This window comes from Hymenobacter piscis, assembly GCF_018760735.1.
GTDB lineage: Bacteria > Bacteroidota > Bacteroidia > Cytophagales > Hymenobacteraceae > Hymenobacter > Hymenobacter piscis.
In genome coordinates this window covers 1-12,640 of record NZ_JAHHZN010000016.1, presented here as the reverse complement: position 1 = coordinate 12,640, position 12,640 = coordinate 1, and the positions used below count along the sequence as shown (strand labels likewise).

13 protein-coding genes are annotated in these 12,640 nt (G+C 59.9%); 7 read left to right on the top strand and 6 right to left on the bottom strand.

Annotated elements, in window-relative coordinates:
* Positions 1 to 40: 40 nt before the first annotated feature.
* A complete protein-coding gene (locus KLP40_RS15430; protein WP_215594738.1) occupies positions 41 to 1,330 on the bottom strand; it encodes an MFS transporter in 1,290 nt (429 codons plus the stop codon).
* Between the two features lie 243 nt (positions 1,331 to 1,573).
* Between KLP40_RS15430 and KLP40_RS15425 the strand changes: the two genes are divergently transcribed.
* The 4 genes from KLP40_RS15425 (at position 1,574) to nth (ending at position 4,046) form a co-directional block, all read left to right on the top strand.
* Entirely contained in the window at positions 1,574 to 2,143 is a 570-nt protein-coding gene (locus KLP40_RS15425) for a DUF6799 domain-containing protein (RefSeq protein ID WP_215594737.1), read from the top strand.
* A 276-nt stretch (positions 2,144 to 2,419) separates the two neighbouring features.
* The gene (locus KLP40_RS15420; RefSeq protein ID WP_215594736.1) at positions 2,420 to 3,055 is read left to right on the top strand and encodes an RNA polymerase sigma factor; all 636 of its coding nucleotides are present in this window, start codon (positions 2,420 to 2,422) and stop codon (positions 3,053 to 3,055) included.
* Positions 3,033 to 3,224 carry a hypothetical protein gene (locus tag KLP40_RS15415; protein ID WP_317196781.1) on the top strand — a complete coding sequence of 64 codons (192 nt, stop codon included), beginning with the start codon at positions 3,033 to 3,035 and terminating at the stop codon, positions 3,222 to 3,224. The genes KLP40_RS15420 and KLP40_RS15415 overlap by 23 nt, the downstream gene beginning before the upstream one ends.
* Positions 3,225 to 3,338: 114 nt before the next feature.
* On the top strand, positions 3,339 to 4,046 hold the full coding sequence (gene nth / locus KLP40_RS15410) for an endonuclease III (RefSeq protein WP_215594734.1): 708 nt from the start codon (positions 3,339 to 3,341) through the stop codon (positions 4,044 to 4,046).
* Positions 4,047 to 4,088: 42 nt separating this feature from the next.
* On the opposite strand, the gene KLP40_RS15405 is transcribed toward nth, so the two are convergent.
* Together KLP40_RS15405 and gldB are read right to left on the bottom strand one after the other, a co-directional pair.
* On the bottom strand, positions 4,089 to 5,315 hold the full coding sequence (locus KLP40_RS15405; protein WP_215594733.1) for a glycosyltransferase family 4 protein: 1,227 nt from the start codon (positions 5,313 to 5,315) through the stop codon (positions 4,089 to 4,091).
* A gap of 121 nt (positions 5,316 to 5,436) precedes the next feature.
* Positions 5,437 to 6,429, bottom strand: a complete 993-nt coding sequence (gene gldB, locus KLP40_RS15400; protein WP_449555714.1) for a gliding motility lipoprotein GldB — start codon at positions 6,427 to 6,429, stop codon at positions 5,437 to 5,439.
* A 120-nt stretch (positions 6,430 to 6,549) separates the two neighbouring features.
* Between gldB and KLP40_RS15395 the strand changes: the two genes are divergently transcribed.
* Positions 6,550 to 7,221: a porin family protein gene (locus tag KLP40_RS15395; RefSeq protein ID WP_215594731.1), complete on the top strand. Its 672-nt coding sequence runs from the start codon at positions 6,550 to 6,552 to the stop codon at positions 7,219 to 7,221.
* Positions 7,222 to 7,319: 98 nt separating this feature from the next.
* On the opposite strand, the gene KLP40_RS15390 is transcribed toward KLP40_RS15395, so the two are convergent.
* The 3 genes from KLP40_RS15390 to KLP40_RS15380 form a co-directional block, all read right to left on the bottom strand.
* Complete coding sequence (locus tag KLP40_RS15390; protein ID WP_215594730.1) at positions 7,320 to 8,927, bottom strand: Rne/Rng family ribonuclease; 1,608 nt, start codon at positions 8,925 to 8,927, stop codon at positions 7,320 to 7,322.
* A 413-nt stretch (positions 8,928 to 9,340) separates the two neighbouring features.
* Positions 9,341 to 10,255: a tetratricopeptide repeat protein gene (locus KLP40_RS15385; protein WP_246558904.1), complete on the bottom strand. Its 915-nt coding sequence runs from the start codon at positions 10,253 to 10,255 to the stop codon at positions 9,341 to 9,343.
* Positions 10,256 to 10,342: 87 nt separating this feature from the next.
* Complete coding sequence (locus KLP40_RS15380; protein WP_044000827.1) at positions 10,343 to 10,645, bottom strand: HU family DNA-binding protein; 303 nt, start codon at positions 10,643 to 10,645, stop codon at positions 10,343 to 10,345.
* Between the two features lie 289 nt (positions 10,646 to 10,934).
* Here KLP40_RS15380 and mutY point away from each other — a divergent pair, with 289 nt between their 5' ends.
* Entirely contained in the window at positions 10,935 to 11,942 is a 1,008-nt protein-coding gene (mutY, locus tag KLP40_RS15375; RefSeq protein ID WP_246558902.1) for an A/G-specific adenine glycosylase, read from the top strand.
* Positions 11,943 to 12,038: 96 nt separating this feature from the next.
* The gene (locus KLP40_RS15370) at positions 12,039 to 12,467 is read left to right on the top strand and encodes a single-stranded DNA-binding protein (RefSeq protein WP_215594728.1); all 429 of its coding nucleotides are present in this window, start codon (positions 12,039 to 12,041) and stop codon (positions 12,465 to 12,467) included.
* The last annotated feature ends 173 nt before the right edge of the window (positions 12,468 to 12,640 follow it).

Here is a 12,640-nt window from a genome sequence, read left to right as displayed (position 1 = left end):
CGCCTCCGGGCGTAGTCTGGTACCCGCTTCTGCCGGCCCTTTACGCCGCGCTTTTCTTTTCCGGGGTCATATCCAGGTGGCGCAGTTTATCGGCGCGCAGGGCGGTGAGGGCCACCACGACCAGCGTCATCGTACCCCCGAAAATGACGGAAGGCACCACGCCCAGCAACCGTGCCATCGTGCCCGACTCGAAGGAGCCGATTTCGTTGGAGGAGCCGATGAAGATGTTGTTCACCGCCGACACCCGGCCCTTCATGTGCTCGGGCGTGAAAGTGTGCAGCAGCGTGGAGCGCACAATAACCGACACGGAGTCGAACACGCCCGTCAGGAACAGCAGGAACAGCGAGAGCCAGAAGTTGCTCGACAAAGCAAAGCAAATGGTGGCCGCGCCGAAACCGGCCACCGCCCACAGCAGCTTGCGGCCGGCGTGCCGGCGCAGCGGAAAGTAGGTCAGCATTACGGCCATCAGCACCGAGCCCACGGCCGGGGCAGCTTCCAGATGCCCGAAACCGGTAGCCCCCACTTTCAGAATATCGGCCGCGAAGATGGGCAGCAGCGCCACGGCTCCCCCGAACAGCACCGCGAACAGATCCAGTGAGAGGGCCGCCAGAATCAGCTGGTTGCTCCAGATAAACCGGATGCCGCTCAGCACGCTGGTTTTCAGATCCGGCCGGACTTCTTCCGTTACCGGCAACGGCCGGGAGGCCACGCCCGCGAACTGCAGCAGCGCCAGGCCCAGCAGCCCGGCCGCCACGGCGTAGGCGTTGCCCACGCCCAGGTGCGCAATCAGGTAGCCGCCAATGGCGGGCCCCAGCACCGAGGCAGCCTGCCAGGTGGTGCTGTTCCAGGTAATGGCATTGGCCAGGTTCTCCCGGTCGGGCAGCAGCTGGGGCATGAACGAAAACGCGGCCGGCCCCAGAAAGCCGCGGGCAATGCCACTCACAAATATTACGGCGTACAGCGGCAGCGTCGATAGCGCGTCACGGGTGAGCAGCTGCAGCCCCGCGGGCGTGGCCAGCAGCGCCAGCACCACGGCGCACAGCAGCAGGCTGGCCACGGTGGCCACAATGATGTTCTTGCGCTTCACGGAATCGGCCAGGTGCCCGGCGTAGAGCGAGACGCCGATGCTGGGCACGGCTTCGGCCAGCCCGATCAGACCCAGGGCCAGCGGGTCGTTGGTGAGCTTGAAGATCTGCCAGCCGATAACCAGGCCCTGAATGCGGGTGGCCAGGGTCAGGCAAATCCGGGCCGAAATGTAGCGGCGGAAATCCGGAATCCGCAGCGCGGCGTAAGGGTCGTGCCGGGCTGAATCGGCGGCGGGTACTGACATAAGGCAACGGGCCGGAAAACCAACGGCTACCCAAAGTTAGGCCCCCGCCATCCAACGTACTCTGGTCGGCTCAACCTGCCGCCCGACTTCGCCCGTATAGCTTCTCAACCGGCGTGTAGTCGGCAGAAGCTGTATACTTGAGTCGGCGGACTGCCCAGGCTGGCCCTTTTCCCCATCAGTCCGACACCTAAACGTGCTACTGACGCCCGGGGGGACCTTTTCTCCACTGAATTCCTACCTTTTATGGCCCAGTTTTCCACTTTCCCCCGCCTGCTGCTGCTGGCTGCCGTGTTGCTCGCCACCGAAGCCACTGCCCTGGCCCAGACCAGTGCCGCCCCCGCCCCCGCTCAGCTCAAGGACGGTGCTTTCCGCCGCAATGGCAAGGTGTACCGCCTGCAGGCTGGTCAGCAGTTCCCGCTCACGGTGCCCCTGCGCTTCGACAACGGTCTTACCCTGCGGCCCGATGGTATCATGGTCAGCAAAAGTGGCATCCGCCAGCTGCTGGAGAACGGCAAGGCCATCAACAATCAGGGCGACGTGGTGCTCTACAAGGACGATATGATGACGCCCGCTGCCATTGAGCGCCACGACGAGCAGGTCACTGGCGGCAGCACCGTCGTTATCGAAACACCCGCGGTGGCCAATGTGGCGGCGCTGGTGCCGCTGCTGGCCAGTACCACCCAGCGGCTGGCCCAATTACAGCAGTTAAGCACCCTGGTCAATGAGCGGGCTACGGCCCTGGCGGCCGGCAAGGCCCCTAACCCTGCGCTGGATACCCAGATTGAGCAACTCACGCAACAGCTTCGCCCCTGAAGCATGGTTTTTGCTGCCCGCGTTCCGGGCCAGGAGTAGGCCTGATAACTTCTCAGGCGCCATCCAGCAAATCCCATAATATCGGTCGAATAGCATGTTTCCGGGGAAGCAGGAAAAAATTTTGTCATTTCTGCTCAACAGTCGTTGTGAATGGTCCGGCGGTTTTCTACATTTGATTTCCGCGGATTCTTCCTCTTTCCTTCACGATTTCGGCTTTCTCCGATAACTGCACTCTATGGCCTAAAGCTCTACGTCCCCTAATTTTTCGTAGTCTTTATGGAAACCATGCAGCCGAGCGATTCCGCGCTCATCTCCCTCTATATTGCTGGCCAGGAAAGTGCCTTCGCTCAGTTGCTTGAGCGGCACAAAGCCCGCGTATTTACTACTATTCAGTTGATTGTCCGCGACGCGGACGTGGCCGAGGACCTGTTGCAGGACACCTTCATCAAAGCCATTCACACGCTCAAGAGCGGGCGCTACAATGAGGAAGGAAAGTTTTCCTCCTGGATCTGCCGTATTGCCCACAATATGGCCATCGACTGCTTCCGGCGCGAAAAACGCAGCCCGGTCATGACCGTCGATACAACAACTCACCCCTTTACTTCGTTGTCGTTGGCAGAAGAGGGGGCCGATGACGCGCTGACTCGGGAGGAATCCCACGCGCGGCTTCGGGAACTGATTCAGGAACTGCCCGCCGCGCAGAAGGAAGTCCTGATCATGCGCCATTACGGCGACATGAGCTTTCAGGAAATTGCGGATGCCACGGGGGTCAGCATTAACACGGCGCTGGGACGGATGCGTTATGCGCTGATTAACCTGCGGAAGAAAATGACCGCACAACCCGTTTTCTATGATCAAAATCTTTACCCAGGAGACACTACTTCGGTACGTGTACAACGAATTGCCAGCTAAGGAGCAGCAGGAGGTGGAACAGGCCCTGCTCCACGACGCCGACCTGGCGGCCTCCTGCGCCGACCTGCTGCTGGCCCAACGCGCCCTCGATGGCCTGCGCCGCGCACCCAGCGCCCAGTCCACCGAGACCATTCTGCAATATTCCCGTTCCTTCCTGCGTAAGGAATAGCGCTTAATCCGGCCAAAAGCCGCGCCCCGAAGTGCCCTAAGTGGTACCTTCGGGGCGCGGCGTTTTTGTGCCCAGTGCCCGGTGACCCGCTTTCTCATTTTTACCCTCCCCCCGATGCGTAAAGCCGAGCGGTTTCGTCTGTTTATTGACTACTTCACCACCAACTTCCCCGAGCCCGAAACGGAGCTGACCTATGCCAACCCCTACGAGCTGATTGTGGCCGTGGTGCTCAGCGCCCAGTGCACCGACAAGCGCGTGAATCTGGTGACCCCCGCCCTGCTCCAGCAGTACCCGACCCCGGCCCACCTGGCGGCGGCTTCGGCCGAGGATATCTTCCCGTTTATTCGTAGCATCTCCTACCCCAACAACAAGGCCAAGCACTTGGTGGGGCTGGGCCGGCTGCTGGTCCAGGATTTCGGAGGCGAGGTGCCCAGCACCATTGAGGAGTTGCAGCGCCTGCCGGGCGTGGGCCGCAAAACGGCCAACGTGGTAGTATCGGTCATCTATAACCAGCCCGCCATGGCCGTGGATACCCACGTGTTCCGCGTGTCGCACCGGCTGGGCCTGGTATTGAAAACGGCTACTACCCCGCTGGCCGTGGAGAAGGGTCTGGTGGCCCATATTCCGGAGGAACTCATTCCCAAGGCCCATCATTGGCTGATTTTGCACGGCCGCTATATTTGCCTGGCCCGCCAGCCCAAATGCGCCCAATGCCCGCTCACGGGTTGGTGCAAGTACTACGCCGACGTAGTCAGCAAAGAGATGACGACACCGGCAAAAAAGCCCTCTACGGCTCGTACAGCCGCAAAATCAAAGGCGTGAGGCACAACATAGTCTATAAGTAGTTATAGGGGGTTTATAATATCAGTGCTTTGCTCCAGCGGCCTGTTCCAGCAACTGCTGCACCGCAACACCAATCTGCTGGCGGTCGAACTGCCCCCGGGCCACCACCCGGCCCCGCTCGCCGGCCTGGCGCAGCTGCGCCGGCTCGTCCAGCAGTTCTCCCAGGCGCCGGGCCAGTCCGGGCGGGTCATCGGCGGGGGCGTACCAGCCGCAGCCGTGTTGCTCCACCAGTTCGCGGGTCCAGCCCGGGTTGGTTACAATAACCGGAGTGCCCACGGCCAGACTATCGTAAAACTTGGCCGGAGAATTGGTATCCAGCACGGGCAGCCCCAGAAACGACACCACGGACACTTCCGCCAACCGGAACCAGGTGAATACCGCGTGCCGGGGCTGGGGCGGCACCACCCGAATGTAGGCGTGCTCCCGGGCGGCGGCCAGAAGCTCGTCGGCGTAGAAGCCGTGGCCCATGAATACCCATACTACTGCGGGATTGGTGATGGTCAGCGTGGCGGCGGCGGCCAGCAGCAGGGGAATGGCATTGGCCCGCCCGAAAGTACCCGCGTACAGCACCACCTGCCTGCCGTCCAGTTCCTGCTCCCGGCTCAGGGCGGCCACGGCCTCATTGGTAGCCCGTTCGGCCAGGTCAAAATCGGTGCCGTTGAGGGTGGTGTGCACTTTCTGCGGCGCGAAAGGCCAGCGCTGCCCCTGTCCCACCTGCCGCACGTAGTCTGTCATGTCGGGCGAGAGGGTGAGGATGGAATGAGCCTGCTGGTAGAGCCGGCCTTCGAGGCGGTAAAGTTCCTGCCGGGCCAGACGGCTGGGCACGGCACCCATGGCAATCGGGAAGGAAGGCCACAGATCCTGCACCTCGAATACCCAGGGTACCCGTCGCCACCGGGCCACCTGAGCGGCCGCCCAGGCCGCGGTGAGCGGCGTACTGATGCCCCAGATAACGTCGGGCTTATCGATGCGCAGCCCTTCGCGTAGGGCGTAGGCCGCGTACTGCCCGAATGATAAGGCCCGCCGGGCTACGCCCATGCGGTTCTCGTAGGCAATATCGGCGGCCCGTAGCTCCACGCCCGGCGGCACCCAGGCAAACTCCTGCGTCAGGCGCTGCGGCTCCCAGGTGCGGGTAGTAATCAGTGTGATGCGGTGCGTCCGGGCCAGCTGCGCCAACAACGAGTAGTGCCGACTGGTGGCCGGGCAATCGGGGTTGGTGTGATACTGGCTGAAGACGGCAATGTGCATGCGTTTTTCAATTAGGAATTGCTTTGGCGAAACCAAGCGGCACAATCTTACCCTCACTTCCTAACCGGTAGCTAATCAGGCCTTCAGCTGCACTTCTTGCTTCTTGCTTCTTACTTCTTACTTAAACTTTCCCCCGGTTTACTTTAGGACGGTAGCGGGAACCGTTGAGGATGCGCTGGGCATCTTTTTCGGCCATGAGCTGCTTCAGGGTTATTTCCGGGTGCTCGGCCATGTACTTGCGCACAATCTGCCACCCCATCCAGGCGCCCACCCGGCCGGGGCAGGTCTTATCGATTTCCGGGATGTTGGGCCGCTCCCCAATATATTTCTGAATGGTAAACGGGGCCGTATTATAGAGCAAATTCTTCTCGAGGAAGTGCGCCCAGATTTTGCCCTCGTTGAAGTACACGCCCGCCATTTCCTTGTCGGTGTAGCCCATAAGCAGCGAATCGGCGGTGCAGGGCAGGATTTTTTCGGCGAAGTAAAGGGCCTTGCCGAACTGCACCATTTCGCTGAGCATCGTCTGGTTAGTGAGCTGCTTCTGGTTATACTTACTGCTGATGGCCAAAGCCACCGTAGGCAGCACGTGCTCCCGGGTGTAGCGGCGCTGAATGTAGGCCGGCACGTTGGGCTGGTACACGGCCTGGGGGCCTACGAAATAGTCGGTACTAATAACCAGTAGGCTGTCGTTAACGAAGAGGTCCTGACTCAGGCCACTCACAAAAGTTTTGACGGGCGGCACCTTGAAATCGGGGAAGTAGTAGCGCAGGTACTGGAACATGGGATGGAGCTGCTGCTCCAGACCGGCGGCCGTGAAGGTGGTGTCAGCCTGGGCCCCGAGCTTTTGCAGCCCCTCATTCGTGGCCAGGCGCGTCAGCGTGGCGCTCAGCACCCCAGCCGGGTACTGGCCGCTTTGCAGGAACTGGCGCGCAAACAGGCTGTGCTCCCGCAGGAACCGGTCGGCGTCGGCGGTGGTCCGGATCTGGAAGAAGGATTTCTCCAGGCGCTCCAAGCGCACCGGTGCTTCCACTTGGGCCACGGCCGGGTCCATCTCGCAGGTTTCGGAGCTTTTGGAGCAGGCTGCCAGCCCCAGGGCGGCGGCAGCACTCAGCATCAGGGTACGCAAACGGGCAGGAATGTGCATCTCGCTTCTATCTTTGGAACAAAATTAGCCAAATCCCAACGGCCTGCGGCCGGGCTTCGTGTTTACTGGCCTTACAAATTTTCAGCTGCCATGAAAAAAGCTCTGCTTGTTCTCCTTTTCAGCGGTGCCACCCTCGGGGCAGCCTCCGCCCAGGTCGAAATCGGCCTCAAGATTTCCCCTTCCGTTACCAACCTGCGCGCCGCCTCCCCTAATGGCGACGAGCTGAAAGCCGAAAACGCCAAGCTCAGCCTTGGCGGCGGCATCATAGTAGATTACTTCTTCGGTCAGAACTACGCCTTCAGCACCGGGCTGGAGCTGGTGGGCCGGGGCGGCAACGTGAGCTACTTCGACAGCCGTAACCAGAAGCGCTACGAGCAGAAAATCGGGCTTCAGTACCTGCAGGTGCCCATCACGGTAAAGCTGTTTACCAACGATGTGGCCACCGATACGAAGGTGTACTTCCAGCTGGGCGGCGCCCTGGGCGGCAGCATTGCCGGCCGCATCGACGGCGACAAGTACTACACTGACCCCCTCTCGGGCGAGCGTTCCAAAGCTCTCAAGCACGCCATCATTCCCGAAGCCAACCTGCGCCTGGGCGCCGGCGTAGAGTACCAGCTGGGCCAGAGCACGCGCATGATTGCCGGCCTGAGCTACCACCGCGGCCTGCTCAATATCGATAAGTACTTCGAAGACAGCCGGGGCATCCAGGATGCCGAACTCAAAAACAGTGAGTTTGCGCTGGATCTGGGCATTAAGTTCTAACCCTCGGTCGGCCTCAGGTACCACGAAAAAGCCCGCGTTGCTAGCAGCAGCGCGGGCTTTTCTTCTATTCAGGGGAGTTTTCTCGCAGAAAAAATCCGTCAGTCAAGTATTTCAATTTCCCGGTCCTGCAACCGGCTCATGGCCGCGGCGGCCGAGTGCAGCTCGATTTCCTCGCCGTGCTCGTCCTCGATGCGGTATTCGGTGAGGCCCAGACTGGTGTCCTTCATCACCTTTACCCACTTGTAATACTTCAGGTACCATTTCATCTGCCGGCTTACCAACCCTTTGGTGTAGTAGGCGTGCAGGAAAGGATGCACCGAAAGCGTAATGCCCGACTGGTTTTGAGCTACCAGCAGGTCGTCAATGCTGTTGTCGATTTCGTCCGTCACGAGGATGGAAGCCGAAATCTTGCCCGTACCGCCGCAGGTGGGGCATACCTCGCCGGTGACAATGGCTTCGGCCGGCCGCACGCGCTGCCGGGTAATCTGAAGCAGGCCAAACTTGGTGATGGGCAGAATCGTGTACCGGGCCTTATCATGTTTCATGATGCTGTGCACGGCGTCTTCTACCTTCTTGCGGCTCTCGCCCGACTTCATGTCAATGAAATCGACGACGATGATGCCGCCCATGTCGCGCAGCCGGAGCTGGCGGGCTACTTCCTTGGCGGCCGCGAGGTTCACGTGCAGGGCCGTGGCCTCCTGGTCGCCTTCCTGATTGCTCTTGTTGCCGGAGTTCACGTCGATGACGTGCAGGGCCTCCGTGTGCTCAATGACGAGGTACCCGCCGCCGGGCACAGTTACGGCCTTGCCAAACAACGTTTTGAGCTGCTTTTCAATGCCGTAGTGCTCGAAGATTTTCACCTTGCCGGTGTGCAGCTTCAGCAGGCCGAGCTTGTCGGGCGCAATCTGCTGGAGGTAGCTGCGCATCTCCTCGTACATAGCCGGCGAGTCCACGGTGATGGCATCGAACGACTCGTTGAGCATGTCGCGCAACATGGAAGAAGTGCGGCCCAGCTCGCCCAGAATCTTGTCGTTGGGCTTGCCCGCCTTCAGGTTCTGAAACAGCGTGTTCCACTTTTCCACCATGTTCTGCATATCCCGGTCGAGCTCAGCCACCTCGCGGCCCTCGGCCACGGTGCGGATAATCACGCCAAAATTCTCGGGCTTGATGGAGGCGATGAGCCGCTTAAGACGGTCCCGCTCCGTGCGGCTGACAATTTTTTTGGATACGCTGATGGTATTCGAAAACGGCACCAGCACCAAGTAGCGGCCGGCCATGGAAATATCCGTGGACAGGCGCGGGCCCTTGGTGGAAATCGGCTCCTTCACAATCTGCACCAGCAGCTGCTGGCTCTTCTTGAGCGTGGCGTCGATTTTGCCGACTTTATCGAGCGTCCCGTCAAACTGGAAGGTTTTCAGGGGGCCGACGGTAATTTTCTGCGATTGAACGCCTCTGCCCCACTTCACCAGGGAAGGGAAATTCTCCCCCAGGTCGCCGTAGTGCAAAAAGGCGTCTTTTTGATACCCGATGTCGATGAACGCGGCGTTCAGACCGGGCATAACTTTCTTGACCGTGCCCAGGAAGATGTCACCCACCGAGTAGGCGGTGTCGTTGCGGTCGAAATGATATTCGATGAGCCGCTTGTCCTGTAGCAGGGCAATCCGTTCTCCGTCCTGAGTAGAATTAATGATTAATTCGTTACTCAATGGATTAAGCGGTTAAGATAGACTCCCGGCAAGCGTGGCCCCAGCAACCGCCCGGCCCCGAAACCCGCAAAGGGAAGCCAGCGCACACGGCGCCGGCTTCCCTTTCAAGCCACGGGGAAAGCATGTTTCTGACCACTCTCAGAGAACCTAAGTGAGAGATAGACGGCCGGTTTCCCGCAGGAAAACCACCGCCAGCAAACCCCGCCGGGGCTTACTTCTTCTTGTGACGGTTCTTGCGCAGACGCTTCTTCCGCTTGTGCGTGGCAATCTTATGACGCTTTCTTTTTTTACCGCAAGGCATGTTGATGTGGGTTAAGGGGTTGAATGATGTTTTGGTTCGGTTGTCAGTTTTTGGTTGTCAGTTGTCAGGCTTCTAAGGTCTGACAACTAACAACCAAAAACTGACAACTCAGCTACTGGAGTTTTTTCAGCTCTTCGTCCACCGAAGCGGCCAGGGCCGGATCGGGGCTGATGCTCTTGGCTTTGAGGAAGGCTTTACGGGCCTCCTCTTTCGCGCCGGTTTTGGCTAACGAAACGCCAAGATAGAACTGTCCGTTGAGGTTTTCAGCATTGACTTCCGTCAGTTGCCGGAAACGGTCGGCGGCTTTGTCGTACTGTCCGCTCTGAATAGCCAGTAAACCAAGGTTATACAGGGCTTTTTCGTTGCGGGGGTCGGCGGCCAGCACTTCGCGCAGCAACGTAATGCCCTGCACCGGATTGGTGCTGGCCATGTACGCCATGCCGAGGTTGGTCTTGGCGTCGAGGTTGTCGGGGTTGTTCTTCAACACCTTCCCGTACAGCTCCTGACACTTGGCCCCCAGCAGCTTCTGCCGCTCCTCGGTGGTAGCGAAGCTGAAAGCCTCGTAGTACTCGTCGGCGGCCCGCTTCCACGTTTGCTCGCCCGGGCGCACCAGGGCAATCTGCTCCAGGTAATACCCGGCGCTGTCGAAGCGCTCCACGGCCTTGTACTTCTCGGCCAGCTGCTGGGCCAGCCGCAGCTTGGCGGTCTGGTCGGTTTCCGCGCCGAACTTGGCCACCAGCGCACTGATTTCCCGGCGTTGGGCCGGAGGCAGCGTCATGTGGGGCTTTTCAGCGGTGGCACCCTCGTGGCTACCGGCCGGGTGGCCATGCTCATCCAGTTCCCCTACCGCGGGCGTCGCCGCGCCATTGTCGCGGTTGGCCGTGCGGGCGGCGTCCTGGGCCAGCATTCCTTTACCCTCCTTGGGCTTGACAATCACCTTCGGCAACAAAAACAAACCGGCCACCAGCGCAACCGCTAGGGCCAGAATCAGCAATTGGTGCTTGGAAGAAGACGTGGTAACAGCCATCGGCAGGGGGAGGAAAAAGACCGGCCGCCGGGGTTTCCGAAGAGGAATTCCCGGCGGCTCAGCCGGCAATAGTACAACAGGGGCCGTTTAGGCCGCCAGTTCTTTGATTTTCTTGCTGTTCTTGATTTTCCCGATGAACGTCTTCGACGGTTTGAAGCTCGGGATGAAGTGCTCGTCGATGATAATCGACGTGTTTTTCGAGATGTTGCGGGCTACTTTTTTCGCGCGCTTCTTGTTTACGAAGGAGCCAAAGCCACGCACGTAAATGTTGTTGCCGTCAGCCATCGAGTCTTTTACAACTTTGAAGAAGGCTTCTACGGTAGCCGAAACGTCGGCTTTCTCGATGCCGGTTTTATCGGCAATTTCGGCAATTACTTCTGCTTTAGTCACGCTGGTAGGTGTACTGGGGAGTGAAAAAAAAGTGCTGGCACCGGGTGCCTCCCTCGAAACGTAAGCACTTGCCCGGTAAGAGTTTGCCTACGTTTTGAGGGGCACAAAGGTAGCCTGCTTTTTTGGTTTTACAAACCGTTTTCCTGCAATCCGTTTCTGCGTCCCGGTTGCATCCAACTTATTCTTTCTCAAAGCCTTGCCCGATTCCTTTACTTCTGCCGCAACACCACTTTCTACCACATGGTTCGCGGCCGCCCTCCGAGAATGGTACCCACGCCACCGCCGTGACTTGCCCTGGCGCCACACCCGCGACCCGTATCTGATCTGGCTCTCGGAGGTAATTCTGCAACAGACCCGCGTGAAACAGGGTCTCCCCTACTACCAGGATTTCAGCTCCACCTACCCCACCGTGCAGGACCTGGCCGCGGCCCCGCCGGACGAAGTGCTGCGCCACTGGCAGGGCCTGGGCTACTACTCCCGGGCCCGTAACATGCACCACACCGCCCAGCAGGTGGTAGCGGAATACGGCGGCCGGTTTCCGGGCTCTTACCAGGAGCTGCTGAAGCTGCGGGGCGTGGGCCAGTACACGGCGGCGGCCATTGCCTCCTTTGCCTACGATGAGCGGGTGGCCGTGCTCGATGGCAACGTGTTCCGGGTGCTGGCCCGGGTGTTTGGGCTCAGCCAGGATATTGCTGCGCCCGCCAGCCGTAAAGTATTCCAGCAGCTGGCCGACGAGCTGATTCCGGCCGACCACCCGGCCGAGTTCAACCAGGCCATTATGGAATTCGGGGCTCTGCAGTGCACGCCGCTCAAGCCCGACTGCCTGTTCTGCCCGCTGCAGCCGCAGTGCTTTGCGTTCCAGCGCGGCTTGGTGCAGGAGTTGCCGGTGAAAAGCAAGGCCAAGGCCGCCCGCACCCGCTACTTCCACTACCTGGTGTTGCGCCACGCCGATACGGTGTACCTGCGCAAGCGCGGCCCCAAGGACATCTGGGAAGGACTTTACGACTTCGCCTTACAAGAAACCGACTCGATGGAACTGACGGCCCCGGCCCTGCTGGCGGCGGTGGAGGCGCTGGGCGGCCGCCTGGCCACTGACCGGGCCGAAGAACCCGTAGCGGCCCTACGCCACGTGCTGAGCCACCAAAAGGTGGAGGCGCGCTTCCACACCGTGTGGCTGGCCGAGCCTCTGCCGGCCGCCGCCGGGGCGGCGGACCTGCAGCCTTATGACAGCCGGGAAATAGAGGAGCTGCCTAAATCGATTCTCATTACCAACTATATTAGCAATTCAGGAATTTAATTACCTAATTTCTTTGGCAATCAGAATATTAGGAGTTATCTTTATTCAGTTGATTTATTTCTCACCACTTTCTTCAACCCCTTCATTATAAACCCCATGGCAAGCGTCAACAAAGTTATTCTGATTGGCCACTTAGGCAAGGACCCGGAAGTGCGACACCTGGAAGGCGGTAACTCGGTGGCCAACTTCACCATTGCCACCAACGAGTATTATAAGGACAAGCAGGGCACCCGCGTGGAGCGCACCGAGTGGCATAACATTGCCGCCTGGCGCGGCCTGGCCGAGCTGGCCGAGAAATACCTGCGCAAGGGCCAGCAGGTATACGTGGAGGGCCGCATCCGCACCCGCCAATACCAGGACAAGGAGAACCAGACCCGCTACGTAACCGAAATTATTGCCGAGGAACTCTCCCTGCTCGGTCACCGGCCCGGAAGTGGCCCTCAGGGGGCACCCGCCGCGGAAACGTCTGCCGAAGCCCCCGTCACGTTCCGCCAGGAACCCGAGCTGGATCAACTGCCTTTCTAGCAGTCCGGCTGCTTGGCTGCCCCCTACCCTGAAGCCCCGGTTCTGCCTTGTCCTTACCCAAAACTCAGAAAGCGCTGACCAGTGGGTCAGCGCTTTTTTTGTGGCCGGTGGGTAGCTTGCGGGCATGAGCATTTCTACCGGTTTTGGCGAGGCGCAGGTGTGGGCGCAGACGC

What these genes read in the sequence shown, in the direction of transcription:
- KLP40_RS15430 (WP_215594738.1), bottom strand. Translation starts at nt 1,330, where the DNA reads ATGTCAGTACCCGCCGCCGATTCAGCCCGGCACGACCCTTACGCCGCG.
- KLP40_RS15420 (WP_215594736.1), top strand. Translation starts at nt 2,420, where the DNA reads ATGGAAACCATGCAGCCGAGCGATTCCGCGCTCATCTCCCTCTATATT.
- KLP40_RS15405 (WP_215594733.1), bottom strand. Translation starts at nt 5,315, where the DNA reads ATGCACATTGCCGTCTTCAGCCAGTATCACACCAACCCCGATTGCCCG.
- KLP40_RS15425 (WP_215594737.1), top strand. Translation starts at nt 1,574, where the DNA reads ATGGCCCAGTTTTCCACTTTCCCCCGCCTGCTGCTGCTGGCTGCCGTG.
- nth (WP_215594734.1), top strand. Translation starts at nt 3,339, where the DNA reads ATGCGTAAAGCCGAGCGGTTTCGTCTGTTTATTGACTACTTCACCACC.
- KLP40_RS15395 (WP_215594731.1), top strand. Translation starts at nt 6,550, where the DNA reads ATGAAAAAAGCTCTGCTTGTTCTCCTTTTCAGCGGTGCCACCCTCGGG.
- gldB (WP_449555714.1), bottom strand. Translation starts at nt 6,429, where the DNA reads ATGCTGAGTGCTGCCGCCGCCCTGGGGCTGGCAGCCTGCTCCAAAAGC.
- KLP40_RS15370 (WP_215594728.1), top strand. Translation starts at nt 12,039, where the DNA reads ATGGCAAGCGTCAACAAAGTTATTCTGATTGGCCACTTAGGCAAGGAC.
- KLP40_RS15385 (WP_246558904.1), bottom strand. Translation starts at nt 10,255, where the DNA reads ATGGCTGTTACCACGTCTTCTTCCAAGCACCAATTGCTGATTCTGGCC.